Source organism: Arhodomonas sp. KWT, assembly GCF_010993615.1.
Window position 1 is genome coordinate 1 of record NZ_WNXE01000023.1, and the last position, 18,283, is coordinate 18,283.

Genomic DNA, 18,283 nt, shown 5'->3' on the forward strand with positions numbered 1-18,283 from the left:
GCAGCATGCGTCCCCCCGCAACCGCGAGATCCAGCGCGTCACCGATCGACGTGTAAGACGGCGGTAGTCGACTAAGCTTTACGGCGAGCGCCCCTTTCAGAAGGGCGTGACAAGGCGGAAGCGAAAGAGCGCCTGGCAGGGTCTTTATGAGGAGGAGAGCGGCATGACCGAGAATACTGATCGTCCTGATGAGCGCGCCGGTACCAGCCGACGCAAATTCCTCAAGACCGCGGCCCTTGGGGCGGGCGGCGCGGCGGCACTGGGTGCGCCCTACATCCGCAATGCAAGTGCGGCCAACGGCATCAAGCTTCGCGTGCAGACCTCCTGGCAGGCGGGCACTACCGGCTATAAGACATTCGAAAGCTGGGCGGGGCGCGTGAAGGAGCTGACCAGCGGCGAGGTCACGGTGGAACCGTATTCGGCGGGGTCCGTCGCCGGCGCCTTTGAGCTCGCCGACGCCGTGCGCAACGGCGTGCTCGACGGCATGAACTGGTTCACGGTGTACTGGGCCGGCAAGATGCCCGCCGGCGTATTCATGAGCTCCTACCCCATGGCGCTATCCATGCCCCACCACTGGGACATGATGTTCGGCGCCTACGGCGGCATGGGCTTCGTCAAGGACCTCTACCACAAGCAGGGGCTGGAGTTCCTAGGCTACATCCACCACGACATGAACCTCATCCACTCGAAGAAGCCGCTGCGCAGCTTCGACGACTTCAAGGGCGTCAAGCTGCGCATGCCCGGCGGCATCGTGGCGGAGACGTTCGCGTCCGTGGGCGCCCGTACCACGCTGCTCCCGGGCTCCGACGTCTACCCGGCGCTGGAGAAGGGCACCATCGACGCCGCCGATTACGTGGGTGCCGCGGTGAACTACGAGCTCGGCTTCTGGCAGGTGGCGGACTACATCATCATGGGCCCGCCCTCGACGCCCTGCCTGCACCAGCCGGTCGACCTCATGGACTTCTCGGTCAACCGCCGCGTCTACGAGAAGATGTCCAAGGCGACCCAGGACGTCATGCACGAGCTGGTCGCGGCCTACTCACGCGAGCACTACGCCGCCATCCAGACGGCCAACGCCAAGGCGTGGCCCAAGTACGCGGAGAAAGGCGTGGAGGTCATTCACCTCTCCGAAGACGACGCGGACAAGTTCCGCAAGGCCGCCATCCCGCTGTGGTTCAAGTGGGCCAACAAGGACCCCGACGCGGCCCGGTTCTTCCAGATCCATCTCAAGACGATGCAGGATCCCGCCGTCGCGGTGATCACCGAAGAAGACATCAAGGGCCACGAGCTCAATATCTGAATCTCGCGTCTGGGGGCGGGGGCCTTCCCTTTAAGGGAGCCCCCGATTTCACTGCGTGCCGCGCCAGGGAGGGCGCGGCCGTTGGTGCGGAGATTATCGATGAACCTGCAGGTCAATTTCGTATTGCCGCACTGGCTGTACTGGTCGGTGCTGCTCATCGGTCCGCTGGTCGTGATGTTCATGGTCGACCGAAGCTTCCGCCGCGGGGGCACGGTCAGCGGCACGTCCACCGAGGAGGTCCCCACGGCGGGCGAGGTGCCGGAGGCGCCGGGCAATGCCATCACCCGGCTGGCGGACACGATCTCGGGCTTTACCGGCCGCTACGTCGGCTACTGGGCGATGATCGCCCCGTTCGTCTACAGCTACGAGGTGTTCGTGCGCTATGCGCTGAACTCCCCGACGAACTGGGTACACGAATCCATGTTCCTGATGTTCGGCATGCAGTACCTGGTGGCCGGCGCCTACACGCTACGCGAGGACGGCCATGTGCGTGTCGACGTGCTCTACGCCCGATTCAAGCCCCTGACACGGGCGTCGTTGGATCTGGTCACGGCGACGTTCTTCTTCATCTTCATGTGGGCCCTGATCTTCACCGGCTGGATCTTCTTCTCCCAGGCGATGTCGGGTGAGCACTTCTTCTTCGCGACCGGCTATCGCAACGAGGTGTCCTTCACCGAGTGGGCGATCGAGTACTACCCAGTGAAGTTCACGATCTTCTTCGGCGGCGTGCTGCTGCTGTTGCAGGGGCTGGCACGCTTCATCAAGGACGTCCAGATCTATCGTCAGGCGGTACGGCTCCACACCGAGGGACTGCTGCTGTCGCGCATCCTGCTCGTTATCGGCCTCGCCATCGTGGCCATTACGGTAATCGAGCTCATCAACATCGCCTTCTATGACGAGGGCTACTTCCTGTTCACGCTGGAGAGCAGTCTGGGTGACGTCGGCATCGGCTCCATTACCTGGATCATGTTCGGTTCGCTGCTTGTGGTGCTGCTCTGCGGCCTGCCGCTGGCCTTCGTCACCGGCGGCCTGGGCGTGGTGTTCCTATACCTGATCGGGGATCACTACATGCTCAACCTGATCCCATCGCGGATCTTCCCGTTGATGACCAACTACCAGCTCTCCGCGATACCGCTGTTCATCTTCATGGCGGCGATCCTGGAGAAGGCGGGCCTGATCGAGGAGCTGTTCGACGTCATCTACAAGTGGATGGGCGGGCTGAAGGGCGGTCTCGGCATCGCCACCGTCTTCGCGTCCACGCTGCTGGCCGCGATGGTGGGTGTGATCGGCGCGGCGGTGGTGACCATGGGCATCATCGCCCTGCCCGCAATGCTCAAGCGCAACTACGACCCGAAGATCGCACTCGGCTCGATCATGGCCGGCGGCACGCTCGGCATCCTGATCCCGCCGTCGATCCTCGCCATCATCTACGGCGTGGTGGCACAGCAGTCCGTCGGCGAGCTCTACATTGGCTCGGTGATCCCTGGCCTGCTTCTGTCGGGCATGTACATGGCCTACGTCTGGCTGCGGGCAACGTTGAAGCCCGGCACGGCGCCGCCGCTACCGCCGGAGGACCGTGTCAGCTTCACGGAGAAGATGCGTCTGCTGCGCGGTATGCTGGCACCGGTGGCGCTTGTCATTCTGGTGCTCGGCGTGATCTTCACTGGCCTGGCGACGCCGGTGGAGGCAGCGGGTATCGGTACGCTCGGCGCGATGATCGTTGCCCTGATGCACGGCCGGCTCACCTGGCCGAATATGCACGCGGCCTGCATGACGACGCTGAAGGCCACCGCGATGGTGCTCTGGATCGCCTTCGGCGCCACTATCTTCGTGGGCTTCTATATCCTCCAGGGCGGACAGGAGTTCGTGCAGGAGCTGATCCGTGGCTCCGGTCTGCACTCCTACGGCATCCTCGCGATCATGATGCTCATCCTCATTTTCCTCGGGATGTTCCTGGACTGGGTGGGCATCCTCCTGCTCGCGGTGCCGATCTTCGTGCCGCTGATCAGCGGCCTGGAGTTCAACGGCCTGTTCGGGCTGGACGGCGTGGAGCCGGGCAACGTGGCGCTGTGGTTCGGCGTGCTGTATCTGGTGAACATGCAGATGTCGTTCCTGAGTCCGCCATTCGGCTACGCGCTGTTCTACATACGGGGCGTGACGCCGGCAGAGATACCGATGTCTACCATCTTCAAGTCGGCGTTGCCGTTTCTGGCTCTTCAGCTGGTAGGTCTGACGCTGGTGGTGCTGTTCCCGGACCTGATCACCTGGCTGCCCAACAAGGTCTACGGCGGCCATTAATGCGCTGTCATCAGAACTAGTGTTTATTCACGCGAGCTGCATGGTGGGAGGGCGGGGTGGGCAAGGCATGGCGCGTGCGGTATCGATTCCGGGCTAGGCCGGTTTCGTGTCGACGGCGACAGCACCAGTGCTCCTCGACATCCCGCCGGGGCTTTCTTGAAGCAGCCACCCGGGGGGCGCAAATGCTGGCGACGGGCAATGGATTGCCGGTCCGTCGTTTTCCTGCCTTGAGTAGGAACTTCGGTGTCATGGTCAGGGCCGCGCCCCGGTGATCCATGGCATCCGCCCACCCCGGCCGCGCGGGGTGACGGCCCCTTCCCCGCCTATCACCTCATGCGTGGAGGGGCACCGGCTGCCATGGCGGTTGGCGCGGGCCTCGTCGGGCATCGAAATGGGAGGCGTGGTGGCGCGCCTATGAGCCGCCGGGGCGCCCACGGCTCCCACCGCGCCTTATCGGGATCACCGGCCCATCGCGTATCGAGGTCGGGCTCGAGCCCTACGGCCGGGGTGCCAGGCCTGGCCCCGTGGATGCGAGTCCACGCCTGACGGCAGGAAACGGGACAGGACCCACGCCAGCCGCCTTCAGGGTCCCGCCTCCGCACGCCCCTCGGCCTCGACGAAGATACGGCGCGCCTGCGGGTAGGCCTCCTTGATGCGGCCGTCGAGGCCGGCGATGGCGGCCTCCATATCGGCGGCGACGGTCCCGGGGGCGAACTTCACGCTGATGTTCACGAGCAGGAAGTCCGGCCCCATGTGCATGGTCAGCACCTCGTGGACACGCTCGATGGAGGGGACGTCCGCGGCGAGCTCGCGGATGCCGTCGATCACCGGCCGGTTGGCGGCCTCGCCGATGAGCAGCCCCTTGGTCTCGACCGCCAGCCAGATGGCGGTGGCGCCGAGGATGCAGCCGATGATCACCGAGGCCACGCCGTCCAGCCAGAGCAGCCCGGTGTACTCGGCAAGGAAGATGCCGGCCATGGCCGTGAGCAGACCGAGCATGGCGGCGGAGTCCTCGAAGAGGACCACGAACATGGTCGGGTCCTTGCCGCGGCGCACCGCCTCCAGGTAGCCCCGCTTGCCCTTGGCGCGGCTGAACTCGGTCCAGGCGAAGAACCACGCCGCCCCCTCGAAGACCATGCCCAGGGCGAGGACGATGTAGTTCACGAACGGGTCACTGATCGACGCCGGCGCGATGATGTGATGAATGCCCTCGTACAGCGAGATACCGGCGCCCACGGCAAAGATCAGGATCGCCACGACGAAGCTCCAGAAGTACACCTCCTTGCCGTAGCCGAAGGGGTACTCGGCATCCGCGGGGCGGGCGGCGCGACGCATGCCGTAGAGCAGCAGGATCTGGTTGCCGGTATCGACCAGCGAGTGCACGCCCTCGGAGAACATGGCGGAGCTGCCGGTGAATACGGCCGCGACGAACTTGGTGCATGCGATCAGCAGGTTGCCGCCGAGGGCGGCGAAGATGACCTTCTTGCTCGAACCCGCCATGGGGCGGTCCTCCTTGTCCTTGGGCTGGCGCCGATGACCATACCCTGCCGCCCGGACTCGGGCCAGGGACAACGCGCCGGAGCCGGGGTAACGGCTGCCCGCCTAGAGCAGCGCCTCGATGGGCAGGCACGAGAGCAGCCGCAGCACGAGCCAGCGGGCGAAACCGGTGTTGGGCTCGCGGCGATAGACGGCCGGGGTGCCACCGTCGTGCTCGACCCACTGCAACGCACCGCCGTTGAGGCGGACCTCGTAGGCGGTCTCCGCGACGGTGGTGTCGAACGCCTCGTCGATGCGCCGGGCGAGCTCCGGGCTGTCGATGAGGAAGCCCGATTCGGTGTTGAGGTTCGCGGAGCGGGCGTCGAAGTTGAACGAGCCGACGAACACCCGCTCGCCGTCCACGGAAAAGGTCTTGGCATGGAGGCTGGCGCCGGAGATGCCGAACGGGCCGGCGATGTCCTTCCAGTCACCCTTCGGTGAGTGCCGCCGCATCTCGAACAGGCGCACCCCGGCGGCCAGCAGCGCGCGGCGCCGCTTCATGTAGCCGGCGTGCACGAGTGCGACATCCGTGGCCTCCAGCGCATTGGTCAGCACCCGCGTGGCCACGCCCCGCGCCACCAGGCCGCCGAGCAGCCCGGTGCCCCGGCCGGCGGGCACAAAGTACGGCGATATCAGGTTGAATGAGCGCTGCGCGCCTTCGATCAGGCCCACCAGCCGGTGGGTCAGCAGCCCTTCCGGTGGCGCCCGGCCCAGGCCCTTCGCCGGGTCGTCGCTCAGCATCTCCGTGCGCGCCCACTCCATCGCCAGGCCGCCGGACTCCAGATCCCGCACCAGGCTGCTGCCGCGCACCGCGTCCAGGTAGGCACGGGCGATGGGGGTGGCGGAGAGCGTCGCCTCCGCCGCGTCCAGCCCGGGCTCTGCGAACTCCGGCGGCGCCAGTATGGCTTCCAGCGGACAGGCCGAGGCGCTGGCCCAGTAGCGGTCGAAATCGGTGGAGACGTCCTGCGCGACCGGACCGACGCCGAGGATGTCCAGGTCCGCGAACACCCCGCCCTCGCCGGCGCCGAAGTATTCGTCGCCGATATTGCGCCCGCCGACGATGGTCGCCTGGTTGTCGGCGGTGAACGACTTGTTGTGCATGCGGCGGTTGGCGCGGGCGAAGTCGGTGAGAAAGCCCAAAGACTTGGGCCAGCGCAGGGTGAAGGGGTTGAACAGCCGCACCTCGATGTTCGGGTGGGCGTTGACGGCGGCCAGGGTGCGGTCCAGTCCGTCGATGCCGTTGTCGTCGAGGAGCAGACGCACCCGCACGCCGCGCTCGGCGGCATCGTAGAGCGCGGTCAGCAGCAGGGTGCCGGTGAGATCGTTCTGCCAGATGTAGTACTGGACATCCAGGGTGCGCTCGGCGGCTTCGGCGAGCAGTACCCGGGCGGAGAAGGCGTTGACCGGATTCGGCAACGGGTGGATGCCGCTGCAGTCCGGATGCTCGGCGAGGCGGTCGGTGACCGCCCGGCCGAGGCTGGTGAGCACCGCCTCGCTGACGGGCAGCGAGGCCGAGCGCTCCTGCGCCTGCGCCGCGCCGCGGCGACGCCGCGGCAGCAGGATCAGCGGGCGCCGGCGCCGCTTGCCCCGGCGCGGACCGCTTCCGGCCGGCGGGGTCACCGGGCGCCCGTGGGCTCAGGCGTGTGACACGGCGTCACACCGCCACTCAGTCCTGGCGCCCGCCGACGACGTGCTGTCCGCCGGTGGCCGGGTCGATGGCTACATACGGCAGCCCCGCCCCCTTCCACGCGGCAAAGCCGCCTTCCAGGTGGGCGACCCGGTCATGGCCGGAGCGCAGGCACGCCTCCGCGACCCGGCGCGAGCGCACACCGGAGCCGCAGTGGAAGACCAGCCGCTTGCCCTCCTGGCTGGGCAGCGTTGCCGGATCGAAGGTCGCCAGGGGCGAGAGCAGCGCACCCTTGATGTGCTCGAAAGCGAACTCCTGGGGGGTGCGCACGTCGATGATCGCCACCTCCCCGCGCTGGAAGGCCTCGTAGAGTTCCTTCGGCCCCCACTGTTCCAGGGTCCCGTCCTCGACGCTGAGCGTCTCCATCGCCGTCCTCCCTTTGGTGGTCTGCGGTTCGGAAGGACGATAACACGACCCCGCGCATCCGCGCGGTGGGGCGTTTTCCCGACAGTCCGGGCGCCCCCGCAGGCGGGGAACGGCTCAGCACTCGGTGACGTTCACCGCGAGCCCGCCCCGCGCGGTCTCCTTGTACTTGGTCTTCATGTCCGCGCCGGTCTGGCGCATGGTGCGGATCACCCGGTCCAGGGAGACGAAATGACGGCCGTCGCCGCGCAGCGCCATGCGCGCGGCGGTGATGGCCTTCACCGCGCCCATGGCGTTGCGCTCGATACAGGGCACCTGCACCAGTCCACCCACCGGATCGCAGGTCAGGCCCAGGTTGTGCTCCATGCCGATCTCCGCGGCGTTCTCCACCTGCTCCGGCGTGCCGCCGAGGACCTCTGCCAGCGCGCCGGCCGCCATCGAGCAGGCCACGCCGACCTCCCCCTGGCAGCCCACCTCGGCGCCGGAGATCGAGGCGTTTTCCTTGTAGAGCACCGCGATAGCACCGGCGGTGAGCAGGAAGCGCTCGACCCCGGCGTCGTCACCATCACGAAAACCGGTGTAGTAGTGCAGCACCGCCGGGATGATGCCCGCCGCGCCGTTGGTGGGCGCCGTCACCACCCGGCCACCGGAGGCGTTCTCCTCGTTGACAGCGATGGCATACAGGCTGACCCAGTCCATGACGTCCAGCGGGTCGCCGCGGTCCTCGCGCTCGCGCAGCCGCTCGTGCAGCCCCGGCGCCCGGCGGCGCACGTGCATGCCCCCGGGCAGCTCGCCGTCGCGGGCGCAGCCGTTGGCGACGCAGGCGGCCATGACATCGTGGATACGCCACAGCCCCACGCTGATGCCGTCGTCATCCCACCAGGCCCGCTCGTTGGCGCGCATCACCGCGCTGACCGGCAGGCCGGTCTCCTGGCAATGGCCCAGCAGCTCGGCGGCGGTGCGGAAGGGGTATGCCTGGGGCGTGGTGTCCGCGACCACGCGGGCGTTGCCCGACTCGTCCGGCTCCACCACGAAGCCGCCGCCCACGGAATAGAACGTGCGCTCGGCGAGCACCGCACCATCGCCGTCCACCGCGGTAAAGCACATGCCGTTGGGATGGGCGGGCAGGCTCCTTCGCTTGTTCATCACGAGCTGGCGGCGGTGATGGAACGCGACCTCGTGCTCGCCGGCAAGGCGCAGGCGACCCCGCTCGCGGATCGCGCCCACCCGCTCGTCCACGGCCTCGATGTCCACGGTCTCCGGGTCCTCCCCTTCCAGGCCGAGCATGACCGCGGTATCCGAGCCGTGGCCCCGGCCGGTGGCGGCGAGGGCGCCGTAGAGCCCCACGTGCACGCCGGCAACCCGCGGGAGGCTGCCCTCCTCCGCCAGCGCGGTCACGAACAGCCGCGCCGCCCGCATGGGTCCTACCGTATGCGAGCTCGACGGGCCGACCCCTACCTTGAACAGCTCGAAGATGCTCACCGCCATCGCCACCTCCGCTACCGGGGAAGCGTATTAATGTCTTATTGATACTCCCCCGCAATGGCACGCGCTTGAGCGAAAGCGACGCCCGGCACATCCACGGCGACATCGCCGCGGGTGCCATTTAAATCACGTCACGCAATCCCCAACTGCTGACTGGGGAACGGGATTTTCTGTAACAACGAAAGGGAGACGCCATCATGGCTGAGCAGGATTACGACAAGCTGCGCAACGATATCAATCAGCTTCAGGAGGACCTCCGCGGGCTCACCGGCACGGTGCGCGAGCTTGCCTCCGAGCGCGGCCATCAGGCCTACGAGCGCGTGCGCGAGGGCGCCTCCCAGGCGCGCAACAGGGCCCACGAGGCGGAGCAGAGTGTCGAGCGGGAGATCAGCGAGCGCCCCCTCACCAGCGTCCTGGTGATGTTCATCGGCGGACTGATCACCGGCCTGCTGCTGCACGGCCGTCGTTAAGCCCATGGGCGAGCGTATCAGCGAGGCCCTGGCCCGGGCCCTTACGGCGATGCTGATTGCCGGTTTCGCCACGTTCTTCGCGCTCGGCGGGCTCGGCTTCCTGGCGGCCGCCGCCTATATGGCGCTCACGAGCGTCATGTCCCCGGCGGCGGCAGGTGCCGTCGTCGGGGTCGGCGGTCTGATCGTGGCGGCCTTGCTGGTGCTGAGCCTGCGCAGCCTCGCCCGTGCGCCACAGCGGACGGGCGAGGCCCGTGACCGGGCAGACGGCGACATGGGCGTGGACGCCGCCGCCCGCCTGGGCGAGGACCTGGCAACGGCCATCCGCAGCAACCGCAAGACCGCCGCCGGGGCCGCCTTCGCCGCCGGAGTGATCCTCGGGGTGAGTCCGCGGGCACGCCATGCGGTGCGGGACCTGCTGATGCCGAAGCGCTGAACCGTTCCACAGCCGCCGCGGCGCGCGCGTCTGCGGCTGTTGATACCCGACGGCTGCGTTATACTTGCAGGTTTACCGCCCAACCCTGCAACCGTCGGGATGCCTGATAATGGAGAAGAGCTACGATCCGCGCGCCATCGAGCCCCGCTGGTACGAGACCTGGGAGCGCAACGGCTACTTCGCGCCCTCCGGGCAGGGTGAGCCCTACAGCATCATGATCCCGCCGCCGAACGTAACCGGCACCCTCCACATGGGCCATGCGTTCCAGGACACGATCATGGACACGCTCACCCGTTTTCAGCGCATGCGCGGGCGTAACACGCTCTGGCAGCCCGGCACGGACCACGCCGGCATCGCCACCCAGATGGTCGTCGAGCGCCAGCTCGCCGGCGAGGAGCGCACCCGCCACGACCTCGGGCGCGAGGCCTTCGTGGAGCGGATCTGGCAGTGGCGCGAGGAGTCCGGCGGCACCATCCAGAACCAGCTCCGGCGCATGGGCGCGTCCGTGGACTGGTCCCGCGAGCGCTTCACCATGGACGAGGGGCTGTCCGCGGCGGTGCGCGAGACCTTCGTGCGCCTCTACCGCGAGGGCCTGATCTACCGCGGCAAGCGCCTGGTGAACTGGGACCCGGTCCTGCACACGGCCGTCTCCGACCTGGAGGTCGAGTCCAAGGAGGAGAAGGGCCACATCTGGCACATGCGCTACCCGATGGCGGACGGCAGCGGCCACGTCGTGGTGGCCACCACCCGCCCGGAGACCATGCTCGGCGACACCGCCGTGGCCGTGCACCCGGAGGACGAGCGCTACCGCCATCTCATCGGCCACCGCATCCGCCTGCCCCTGGTGGAGCGCGAGATCCCGGTGATCGCCGACGACTACGTGGACCCGGAGTTCGGCTCCGGCTGCGTGAAGATCACCCCGGCCCACGACTTCAACGACTACCAGGTCGGCCTGCGCCACGATCTCGAGCAGATCAACGTGCTCACGCCCTCGGCGGCGATCAACGACAACGCCCCCGAGGCCTACCGCGGGCTCGACCGCTACGAGGCGCGCAAGCGCGTCGTCGCCGACCTGGACGCCGCGGGACTGCTCGAGCGCGTTGAGGACCACACCCTGATGGTGCCCCGGGGCGACCGCAGCGGCGCGGTCATCGAGCCCTACCTCACCAACCAGTGGTTCGTGGACCTCACCCGCGAGGAGCTTCCCGACGGGCGCCCCGGCGGCCGGCGGATGATCACCCGCCCGGCCATCGAGGCGGTCTCCAGCGGGCGCATCCGCTTCATCCCGGGCAACTGGGACAAGACCTACTTCAACTGGCTGGAGGATATCCAGGACTGGTGCATCAGCCGCCAGATCTGGTGGGGCCACCGTATCCCCGCCTGGTACGACGAGGCCGGCAACGTCTACGTCGGCCACGACGAGGCGGAGACCCGCGCGTTCCACGGGCTGGGCAACGAAGTGACCCTCACCCGCGACGACGACGTGCTCGACACCTGGTTCTCCTCGGCGCTGTGGCCGTTCTCCACCCTCGGCTGGCCCGAGGACACCGACGCCCTGCGCACCTTCTATCCGACCTCGGTGCTGGTTACCGGCTTCGACATCATCTTCTTCTGGGTCGCCCGGATGATCATGATGGGGCTGAAGTTCATGGACGACGTGCCCTTCCACGAGATCTACATCCACGGCCTGGTGCGCGACGCCGACGGCCAGAAGATGTCGAAGTCCAAGGGCAACGTGCTCGACCCCATCGACATCATCGACGGCATCGACCTGGAATCCCTGGTGGCCAAGCGCACCAGCGGGCTGATGCAGCCGCAGCTCGCCCCGAAGATCGAGAAGCAGACCCGCCGGCACTTCCCCGAGGGCATCGCCGCCCACGGCACGGACGCGCTGCGCTTCACCTTCGCCAGCCTCGCCACCACCGGGCGCGACGTGGTCTTCGACATGGGCCGCGTCGAGGGCTATCGCAACTTCTGCAACAAGCTCTGGAACGCCGCCCGCTACGTGCTGATGAACACCGAGGGCGAGGACACCGGCGTCGACGGCGGCGAGGTGAGCCTCTCCCACGCGGACCGCTGGATCATCTCACGGCTGCAGCGCGCGGAGGCCGCGGTCATCGACGGCCTGGAGGGCTACCGCCTGGACCTCGCCGCGCAGGCGCTCTACGAGTTCATCTGGGACGAGTACTGCGACTGGTACCTGGAGCTCTCCAAGCCGGTCCTGCAGAACGCCGGCGAGGCCGAGCGCCGCGGCACCCGGCGTACCCTGGTGCGGGTGCTGGAGGCGGTGCTGCGGCTCGCCCACCCGTTCATGCCCTTCATTACCGAGGAGATCTGGCAGCGGGTCGCCCCCCTCGCCGGCGTGGAGGGCGAGACCATCATGCGCCAGCCCTACCCGGCGCCGGAGACCGCGCGCGAGGACAGCGAGGCGGAGGCGGAGATCGCCTGGGTCCAGCAGGTGATCCTGGGCGTGCGCCGCATCCGCGGCGAGATGAACATATCGCCCAACCGCGCCCTGCCCGTGCTGCTGGTGAACGCCTCGGAAACGGACCGCGCCCGCGTGGCGCGCCACCGCGACTACCTCGCCGCGCTCGCGCGGCTGGAGTCGGTGGACTTCGTCGCCAGGGACGACGCCCCGGAGTCCGCCATCGCCCTGATCGGCGAGATGGAGCTGCTGGTGCCCATGGCCGGGCTCATCGACAAGGCCGCCGAGCTCGCCCGGCTGGACAAGGAGCGCGGCCGCCTGGCAAAGGATCACGAGCGCGTGAGCGCCAAGCTCGCCAACGAGAACTTCGTCTCCCGCGCCCCGGAATCCGTGGTGCAGAAGGAGCGGGACCGGCTGGCCGAACTCGAATCGGCGCTGGCACGGCTCAACGAGCAGTACGAGCGCGTCGAACGCATCCCCGGCTGAGCCGGATCACCGGCGGCGGTGCCCCGCACGGGGCACCCGCAGTTCCCGTTGCGGCAATGCCTGCCCCGGTCCGACGACGGTCCAGGGTCAACGCGGACCCTTCCCCGCCGTGGCCGCGATGTCGCACACGGCCTCGCGGCCGTGCACGACCTACCTCCGGCTGCACGCGCGCGTAGGTCGTGCGCCGAAGGCGTGCGACGTCCTCAATGGCGCCCCGGCGGACACCGAGGAGCCCTGTCGCACACGGTCGTGCGGCCGTGCACGACCTACCTCCGGCTGCACGCGCGCGTAGATCGTGCGCTCAAGGCATGCGACGTCCTCAATGGCGCCCCGGCGGACACCGAGGAGCCCTGTGGCACACGGTCGTGCGGCCATGCACGACCCACCTCCGGTCGCATGCGCGCGTAGGTCGTGCGCCGAAGGCGTGCGACGTCCTCAATGGCGCCCCGGCGGACACCGAGGACCCCTGTCGCACATGGTCGTGCGGCCGTGTACGACCCACCTCCGGCTGCACGCGCGGGTAGGTCGTGCGCCGAAGGCGTGCGACGTCCTCAATGGCGCCCCGGCGGACACCGAGGAGCCCTGTCGCACACGGTCGTGCGGTCGTGCACGACCTACCTCCGGCTGCACGCGCGCGGCGGTCGTGCGCCGAAGGCGTGCGACGTCCTCAATGGCGCGCCGGCGAACACCGAGGAGCCCTGTCGCACATGGTCGTGCGGCCGTGCACGACCCACCTCCGGCTGCGCGCGCGTAGGTCGTGCGCCCAAGGCGTGCGACGTTTCACCTGACGGGCGTGCCGCCAAAGTGCTACTGCGCCGGCGCCAGCCGCCGGCAGCCGCCCCCGCCATCCATCCCCTGCATCGTCGGGGAATCGATTACCGCGATGGAACGCTCCAGGATGTAGTCCTTCGGGATGGCGTCCCAGTCGACCAGCGCACCGCCGTGCAGCTCAATGAACGCCTGCGCGGCCCCACGCTCCGAGAACGGCACCGCCTCCAGCGCCCCCATGCCGCCGCGGCACTCGCTGTCGATCACGTAGACCGCGTCCTGCGCCGGTATCCACTGCCCCGGAGAGCTCCATTCCCCGGCGGCGGCCATGTCCGTGACGTAGATCGCGGTGATGTCGTCCGGCTCCTCCGGCGACATCGTGAAGGCCACGGCATTGCGCACCTGGGGGAACCACAGCGGCTCGTCCCGGGAGGCCAGGTGGATCTGCGCCTTGGGGCCGCGGTGGTCCACCAGAATCATGCCGCCATAGTAGGTCAGCGCCTCCCGCGTCGGCGCCACTGCCGGCGGCGCGGTGGCGGACTCACCGCCCTCACCGCAACCTGCCAGCAGTACGGCAAGCAGCACGACCCCGGGAAGTCCCAAACGAAAGCGTGGCCTCAGCATTACAGTGCCCTCCTGCGGAATACCAGCCATGCGGCCGCCACCGGCACCGCCACCCACGCGAGCAGCGCCACCGGCGGCGCCCAGGCGGCAACGCCCCGGCCCGCGGCGGCCAGCCCCGAGAAGGCGGCCACCTGGGGGAGACCGGCGAGATTGAGCAGGCGGTAGGCATCCGCCGGGTTGAGCAGCAGCAGCGCCGGCACCAGCCGGCCGATGAGCCCGGAACCACCGGTAACCGCCAGACCGCCGAGCAGCGCGAGGTCGTAGAGCACCACCAGCAGCAGCCACACCGCAATCGCGAGCCCGGCCGCCGTGCTGCGCTCGCGCACCACCGCGCTCAGCAGATAGCCGACCCCGACGAACACCCAGCCGAGCAGCACGGATGAGCCGATCAGCAGGGCGAAGGCGTACACGCCCTGGGCGTCGACCTCGCCCGTGGCGGCGATCGCCGCACCGGCCAGGCCGAAACCCACCACCGTGGCGAACGCGAGGATCGCCGCATGACCGATGAGCTTGCCCGCCAGCACCTGCCAGCGCGAGACGGGATACGCGAGCAGCAGGAGCAGGGTGCCGTTCTCCGCCTCGCCGACGATGGCGTCGTAGCTCAGCATCAGCGCGATCAGCGGCAGCAGGTAGATGGACAGCGACGACAGCGACACGACGTTGACCGTGAGCGCGTCCGCGCCCACCTCGCCGGCGGGGGCGCTGCCCAGGAACGCCAGCACCAGCGCGAGCACGGCGAGCACGCCGGTCGCCGCCACCACCCAGCGGTTGCGCAGCCCGGCACGGATCTCCCGGCCGGCCATCACCAGAACGCCCCTCATGCGCCCTCCCCTTCGGCACTGGCGAAGTGGGCATACACCTCGTCCAGGCTCGGCGTGTGAATACCCACGTCCGTCACCGCGCCGTCCGGCAGTCCACCGAGCCAGCGCAGCACGGGCATCTTCTCGTCCGCGGCGATCTGCAGCTCCACCCCGCCGTTCGCCTGGCGCCGGGCCGGCCAGGTGCCCTCGAACAGGCACTGCGCCGCGGCGCCGTCGCCGGGCTGCACCCGCACCCGGACCGGCAGGCCCGCGGCGCTGCACAGGCCCGGCAGGGTGTCGCAGGCGGTGAGCTCGCCGCCGCGCATGATCGCGACGCGATCGGTGTGCAGCTCCATCTCCGCGAGCACGTGGGAGGACACGAGGATCGTGGTGCCCTCGCCCCGGAGCTCGGCGAGGATGGCGTAGAACGTCCTTCGCAGCACCGGATCCAGGCCGGTGGTGGGCTCGTCGAGGAGCAGCAGACGGGGCCGGCCGATCAGTGCCTGGGCCAGTCCGAGGCGCTGACGCATGCCCTTGGAGTAGGTGCGCACCGGCCGCGCGGCGGCATCCGTGAGCCCGACCCGCTCCAGCAGCGCCTCCGACTCGGCCACCGGCCGGCCCTTCAGCCGCGCCAGGGTGCGTGCGACCTCGCGCCCGGTCATGCCGCCGGCGAAGACCACGTTCTCCGGCAGGAAGCCGATCCGCGCCCGCGAGGCGACGGCGGCGGGCGTGCCGGGGCGCTCGCCGAGCACCCGCACGTGACCGCGGCTGGCGCCGGTCAGGCCGAGCAGGATCTTGAGCAGGGTGGTCTTGCCGGCGCCGTTGTGGCCGAGCAGCGCCAGCAGCTCCCCGTCCCGGGCGGCGAGGTCGATGCCGCGCAGGGCGTGGAACCGGCCGTAGTGCTTCTCCACGCCCCGGAGCTCGATCACGGCATCGCTCATTCCGCCACCTCCGCGGCCACGTTGGGCGCCAGCGCCGGCGGGTGCATCAGCGGGGCCTCGTCGACCACGCCGCCGGGACGGATGGTGGGGAACGCCGACTGCATCCAGCGCAGCATCTGCACCGCCGGGCTCGACATCAGCAGCTTGGCCTCCGGTGTGCGCCACATCACCTGGTCGACCAGGCCGTTGGGGCGGTAGGGCTGGTCGGCGATGCCGTCGCCATCCAGGTCGAAGGCGGTCTGGTCGCTCCAGTAGTTGCCCCGCCCGTCCTTCGACCAGCGCACGTTGCGCGTACCCACGTACTTGACCTGGGTGCGGTTGTCGATGAAGGCGTTGCCCACGAGCGTGTTGCGCTCGGAGCCGGCGGTGAAGTGCACACCGATGTCGCAGCCGCGGAAGCGGTTGCCGCGGAAGACGTTGATGTTGGCGTTGTAGATGAACACGCACTTGCCCCTGCCGTCGATGACGGCGTTGCCCGCGATCTCGCTGTGGTTGGCGAAGTTCAGCATCAGCCCGTGATCGCGGTCGTTGCGGGAGACGTTGCGCCGGATGGCGATGCGGCTGGAGTACATGATCACGTAGCCGGCGTGGTTGCCCACGGAGACGTTGTCCCGGACGGTGCTGTCGTTGGTGTACATGTAGTGCACAGCGTAGCGCAGGTCCTCGAAGCGGTTGCCGGCGAAGAGGTTGCGCTTGCTCGTGGTGGAGAAGATGCCGTCGCGGCCGTAGCGGAAGCGGTTGCCGATGATCCGCGTGCCCGGGGCGTTCCAGAGATACACGCCGTTGCCGCGCTCGCTCATGTGGCGGCCGCGCAGGCCGATGACGACGTTGTTGGCCACCAGCGCATCCGGCGCACCGGCGACGTGGACGCCGAAGAGGTTGCCCTCCAGGCGATTGCCGTCGACCACCGCCCCCCGTGCCGCCTGGGTCAGGGTGATACCCGCGTCCATGTCGGCCAGGCTCCTGCCGGAGTCGCGGATGGTGAGGCCGCGGACGACGACGTCCGGCGCGGTCACGGTGACGACGCTGTGCTCGCCGTCGCCGACGATCACCGCCCCGGGCTCGCCCTCCAGGGTCAGGGCCCGGTCGATGGTGACCGGGCCGTGATAGGTGCCGGGGGCGAGGTGGATCACCGCCCCCGGCCCGGCATCGCGCACGCGCTCGGCCAGCGACGCCGCGGCGGCCGGCCAGGCCGCCACCGCGACGGCCAGCAGGCACAGACCGGCGAGCCACCGGACGGGCGATGCCGCCCGGCGGTCGGGGTCCGGCGCCGGCGTGCGCACCGGCACCTAGGCCTCCCTCGGCTCGACCAGCATGCGCCCGCGCATCTCCATGTGCAGGGCGTGGCAGAACCACTGGCAGTAGTACCAGTAGACCCCGGGGCGATCCGCCGTGAAGGTGATCGACGACGTCTGCTGGGGCGAGATCTCCATGGCCAGGCCGTAGTTCTCGATGGTGAAGCCATGGGTCACGTCGGCGACGGTATCCATGTTGGTGACCACGACCGTCACCTCGTCGCCCTGCTTCACGCGGAACTCGTCCATGCTGTACTTCGGTGCCACGGAGAACATGTACACCCGTACCTTGTTGCCGTCGCGCACCACCTTGTTGCCGCCCATGAGGTTGACGCCGTCCGCCTCGGCCATCTTCACGGTCTCGGCGAACATCGGGTCCTTGCGGTCCCAGGTCTGCCTCGGCTGGATGAGATCGGCACGCACGATGGTGATGTCGTGGGGCTCGGAGAACGTGGGCCCGTCGTGGACGAGCTTCATCTCGTCGCCGGAGATGTCGATGAGCTGGTCGTTCTCGGGCTTGAGCGGACCGACGTTGAGGAAACGGTCCTTCGAGAACTTGTTCAGCGAGACCAGCCACTTGCCGTCCGCCTCCAGGGTCTCGCCCATGGAGGTGTGGTTGTGGCCGGGCTGGTAATGGACGTCGAGCTTCTGGACGATGGGGTTCACGTCCTCACCGTTGTACGCCCGGATGGCCTTGGCCATGTCCCACTTGACGATCTGGCTGTCGATGAACGCCGTGGTGTAGGCGTTCCCGCGCCCGTCGTAGGCGGTGTGCAGCGGCCCGAGACCCAGCTCCGGCTCGGCGACGATGGCATCGCGGGGCTTGATCTTGCCGGCGAAGACATCGTCCAGGCGGGTGACGTCCATCAGCGAGACCGTCGGCGAGAGCTTGCCGTTGATGGCCACGTGCTGCTTGTCCGGCGCGGTGTTGATGCCGTGCGGACTCTTGGACACCGGGATGTAGGCGGTGTAGGGCGAGCCGTGGCGGCCGTCGACCACCGGCACGCCGCCGATCATGTCCGCCTTGCCGGCGGCCACCGCGTCCTCGATACGCTTGATGTTGAACACCACCACCCAGTCCTGCTCCTGGGCGGTCATCTCCTCCAGGGTCGTACCCTCCTCGGAGTTGTAGCAGGTGGAGTACGTGTACTTGCCCTGGTAGTCGCAGTCGTTGTTGTCGAGGTTGCCGTCGACGATGACCTGCCAGGCGACCTCCATCTTCTCGGCGTCCACCGCCGTGAAGATCGCGTGGTACTTGCTCGGGTCGTCCAGGTCGCGGCCGTCGTTGGGCACGGGCACCCGGTGCTCGCCGTTGACGAAGACGTAGCGCGTGTGCGGCACCTTCTGCGGGCGCATGCCGTGCATGGCGGTC

The 18,283-nt window shown here is 68.7% G+C and carries 14 protein-coding genes; 5 read left to right on the plus strand and 9 right to left on the minus strand.

Annotated features, from left to right (window positions below):
- Positions 1–163: 163 nt before the first annotated feature.
- Together dctP and G7A99_RS06425 are read left to right on the plus strand one after the other, a co-directional pair.
- The gene (gene dctP, locus G7A99_RS06420; RefSeq protein WP_018719703.1) at positions 164–1,300 is read left to right on the plus strand and encodes a TRAP transporter substrate-binding protein DctP; all 1,137 of its coding nucleotides are present in this window, start codon (positions 164–166) and stop codon (positions 1,298–1,300) included.
- Positions 1,301–1,399: 99 nt separating this feature from the next.
- The gene (locus G7A99_RS06425) at positions 1,400–3,598 is read left to right on the plus strand and encodes a TRAP transporter large permease subunit (protein ID WP_018719704.1); all 2,199 of its coding nucleotides are present in this window, start codon (positions 1,400–1,402) and stop codon (positions 3,596–3,598) included.
- 582 nt (positions 3,599–4,180) lie between these two features.
- Here G7A99_RS06425 and G7A99_RS06430 read toward each other — a convergent pair.
- The 4 genes from G7A99_RS06430 to G7A99_RS06445 all read right to left on the minus strand — a co-directional run bounded on the left by G7A99_RS06430 (position 4,181) and on the right by G7A99_RS06445 (position 8,672).
- The gene (locus tag G7A99_RS06430) at positions 4,181–5,098 is read right to left on the minus strand and encodes a cation diffusion facilitator family transporter (RefSeq protein WP_163139249.1); all 918 of its coding nucleotides are present in this window, start codon (positions 5,096–5,098) and stop codon (positions 4,181–4,183) included.
- A 102-nt stretch (positions 5,099–5,200) separates the two neighbouring features.
- A complete protein-coding gene (locus tag G7A99_RS25845) occupies positions 5,201–6,754 on the minus strand; it encodes a phospholipase D family protein (RefSeq protein WP_018719706.1) in 1,554 nt (517 codons plus the stop codon).
- Between the two features lie 46 nt (positions 6,755–6,800).
- The gene (locus G7A99_RS06440; protein ID WP_018719707.1) at positions 6,801–7,187 is read right to left on the minus strand and encodes a rhodanese-like domain-containing protein; all 387 of its coding nucleotides are present in this window, start codon (positions 7,185–7,187) and stop codon (positions 6,801–6,803) included.
- A 114-nt stretch (positions 7,188–7,301) separates the two neighbouring features.
- A complete protein-coding gene (locus G7A99_RS06445; RefSeq protein ID WP_163139250.1) occupies positions 7,302–8,672 on the minus strand; it encodes an L-serine ammonia-lyase in 1,371 nt (456 codons plus the stop codon).
- A 194-nt stretch (positions 8,673–8,866) separates the two neighbouring features.
- On the opposite strand from G7A99_RS06445, the gene G7A99_RS06450 reads away from it, so the two are divergent.
- The 3 genes from G7A99_RS06450 to G7A99_RS06460 all read left to right on the plus strand — a co-directional run bounded on the left by G7A99_RS06450 (position 8,867) and on the right by G7A99_RS06460 (position 12,483).
- Complete coding sequence (locus G7A99_RS06450) at positions 8,867–9,139, plus strand: YqjD family protein (RefSeq protein ID WP_018719709.1); 273 nt, start codon at positions 8,867–8,869, stop codon at positions 9,137–9,139.
- A gap of 4 nt (positions 9,140–9,143) precedes the next feature.
- Positions 9,144–9,572 carry a phage holin family protein gene (locus G7A99_RS06455; RefSeq protein WP_018719710.1) on the plus strand — a complete coding sequence of 143 codons (429 nt, stop codon included), beginning with the start codon at positions 9,144–9,146 and terminating at the stop codon, positions 9,570–9,572.
- Positions 9,573–9,681: 109 nt separating this feature from the next.
- Positions 9,682–12,483: a valine--tRNA ligase gene (locus G7A99_RS06460; RefSeq protein ID WP_018719711.1), complete on the plus strand. Its 2,802-nt coding sequence runs from the start codon at positions 9,682–9,684 to the stop codon at positions 12,481–12,483.
- Between the two features lie 807 nt (positions 12,484–13,290).
- Here G7A99_RS06460 and G7A99_RS06465 read toward each other — a convergent pair.
- The 5 genes from G7A99_RS06465 to nosZ all read right to left on the minus strand — a co-directional run.
- Complete coding sequence (locus tag G7A99_RS06465) at positions 13,291–13,875, minus strand: nitrous oxide reductase accessory protein NosL (protein WP_163139251.1); 585 nt, start codon at positions 13,873–13,875, stop codon at positions 13,291–13,293.
- Positions 13,875–14,696 carry an ABC transporter permease subunit gene (locus tag G7A99_RS06470; RefSeq protein WP_163139252.1) on the minus strand — a complete coding sequence of 274 codons (822 nt, stop codon included), beginning with the start codon at positions 14,694–14,696 and terminating at the stop codon, positions 13,875–13,877. The genes G7A99_RS06465 and G7A99_RS06470 overlap by 1 nt, the downstream gene beginning before the upstream one ends.
- A complete protein-coding gene (locus G7A99_RS06475; RefSeq protein WP_018719027.1) occupies positions 14,693–15,616 on the minus strand; it encodes an ABC transporter ATP-binding protein in 924 nt (307 codons plus the stop codon). The genes G7A99_RS06470 and G7A99_RS06475 overlap by 4 nt, the downstream gene beginning before the upstream one ends.
- A complete protein-coding gene (locus G7A99_RS06480) occupies positions 15,613–16,905 on the minus strand; it encodes a nitrous oxide reductase family maturation protein NosD (protein WP_163139253.1) in 1,293 nt (430 codons plus the stop codon). The genes G7A99_RS06475 and G7A99_RS06480 overlap by 4 nt, the downstream gene beginning before the upstream one ends.
- On the minus strand, positions 16,906–18,283 hold a 1,378-nt coding region (gene nosZ / locus G7A99_RS06485), incomplete at its 5' end, for a TAT-dependent nitrous-oxide reductase (RefSeq protein WP_163139254.1). It lies immediately after the preceding gene.

Coding starts and splice junctions, on each gene's coding strand:
- dctP (WP_018719703.1), top strand. CDS start 164: ATGACCGAGAATACTGATCGTCCTGATGAGCGCGCCGGTACCAGCCGA.
- G7A99_RS06425 (WP_018719704.1), top strand. CDS start 1,400: ATGAACCTGCAGGTCAATTTCGTATTGCCGCACTGGCTGTACTGGTCG.
- G7A99_RS06430 (WP_163139249.1), bottom strand. CDS start 5,098: ATGGCGGGTTCGAGCAAGAAGGTCATCTTCGCCGCCCTCGGCGGCAAC.
- G7A99_RS06440 (WP_018719707.1), bottom strand. CDS start 7,187: ATGGAGACGCTCAGCGTCGAGGACGGGACCCTGGAACAGTGGGGGCCG.
- G7A99_RS06445 (WP_163139250.1), bottom strand. CDS start 8,672: ATGGCGGTGAGCATCTTCGAGCTGTTCAAGGTAGGGGTCGGCCCGTCG.
- G7A99_RS06450 (WP_018719709.1), top strand. CDS start 8,867: ATGGCTGAGCAGGATTACGACAAGCTGCGCAACGATATCAATCAGCTT.
- G7A99_RS06455 (WP_018719710.1), top strand. CDS start 9,144: ATGGGCGAGCGTATCAGCGAGGCCCTGGCCCGGGCCCTTACGGCGATG.
- G7A99_RS06460 (WP_018719711.1), top strand. CDS start 9,682: ATGGAGAAGAGCTACGATCCGCGCGCCATCGAGCCCCGCTGGTACGAG.
- G7A99_RS06465 (WP_163139251.1), bottom strand. CDS start 13,875: ATGCTGAGGCCACGCTTTCGTTTGGGACTTCCCGGGGTCGTGCTGCTT.
- G7A99_RS06470 (WP_163139252.1), bottom strand. CDS start 14,696: ATGAGGGGCGTTCTGGTGATGGCCGGCCGGGAGATCCGTGCCGGGCTG.
- G7A99_RS06475 (WP_018719027.1), bottom strand. CDS start 15,616: ATGAGCGATGCCGTGATCGAGCTCCGGGGCGTGGAGAAGCACTACGGC.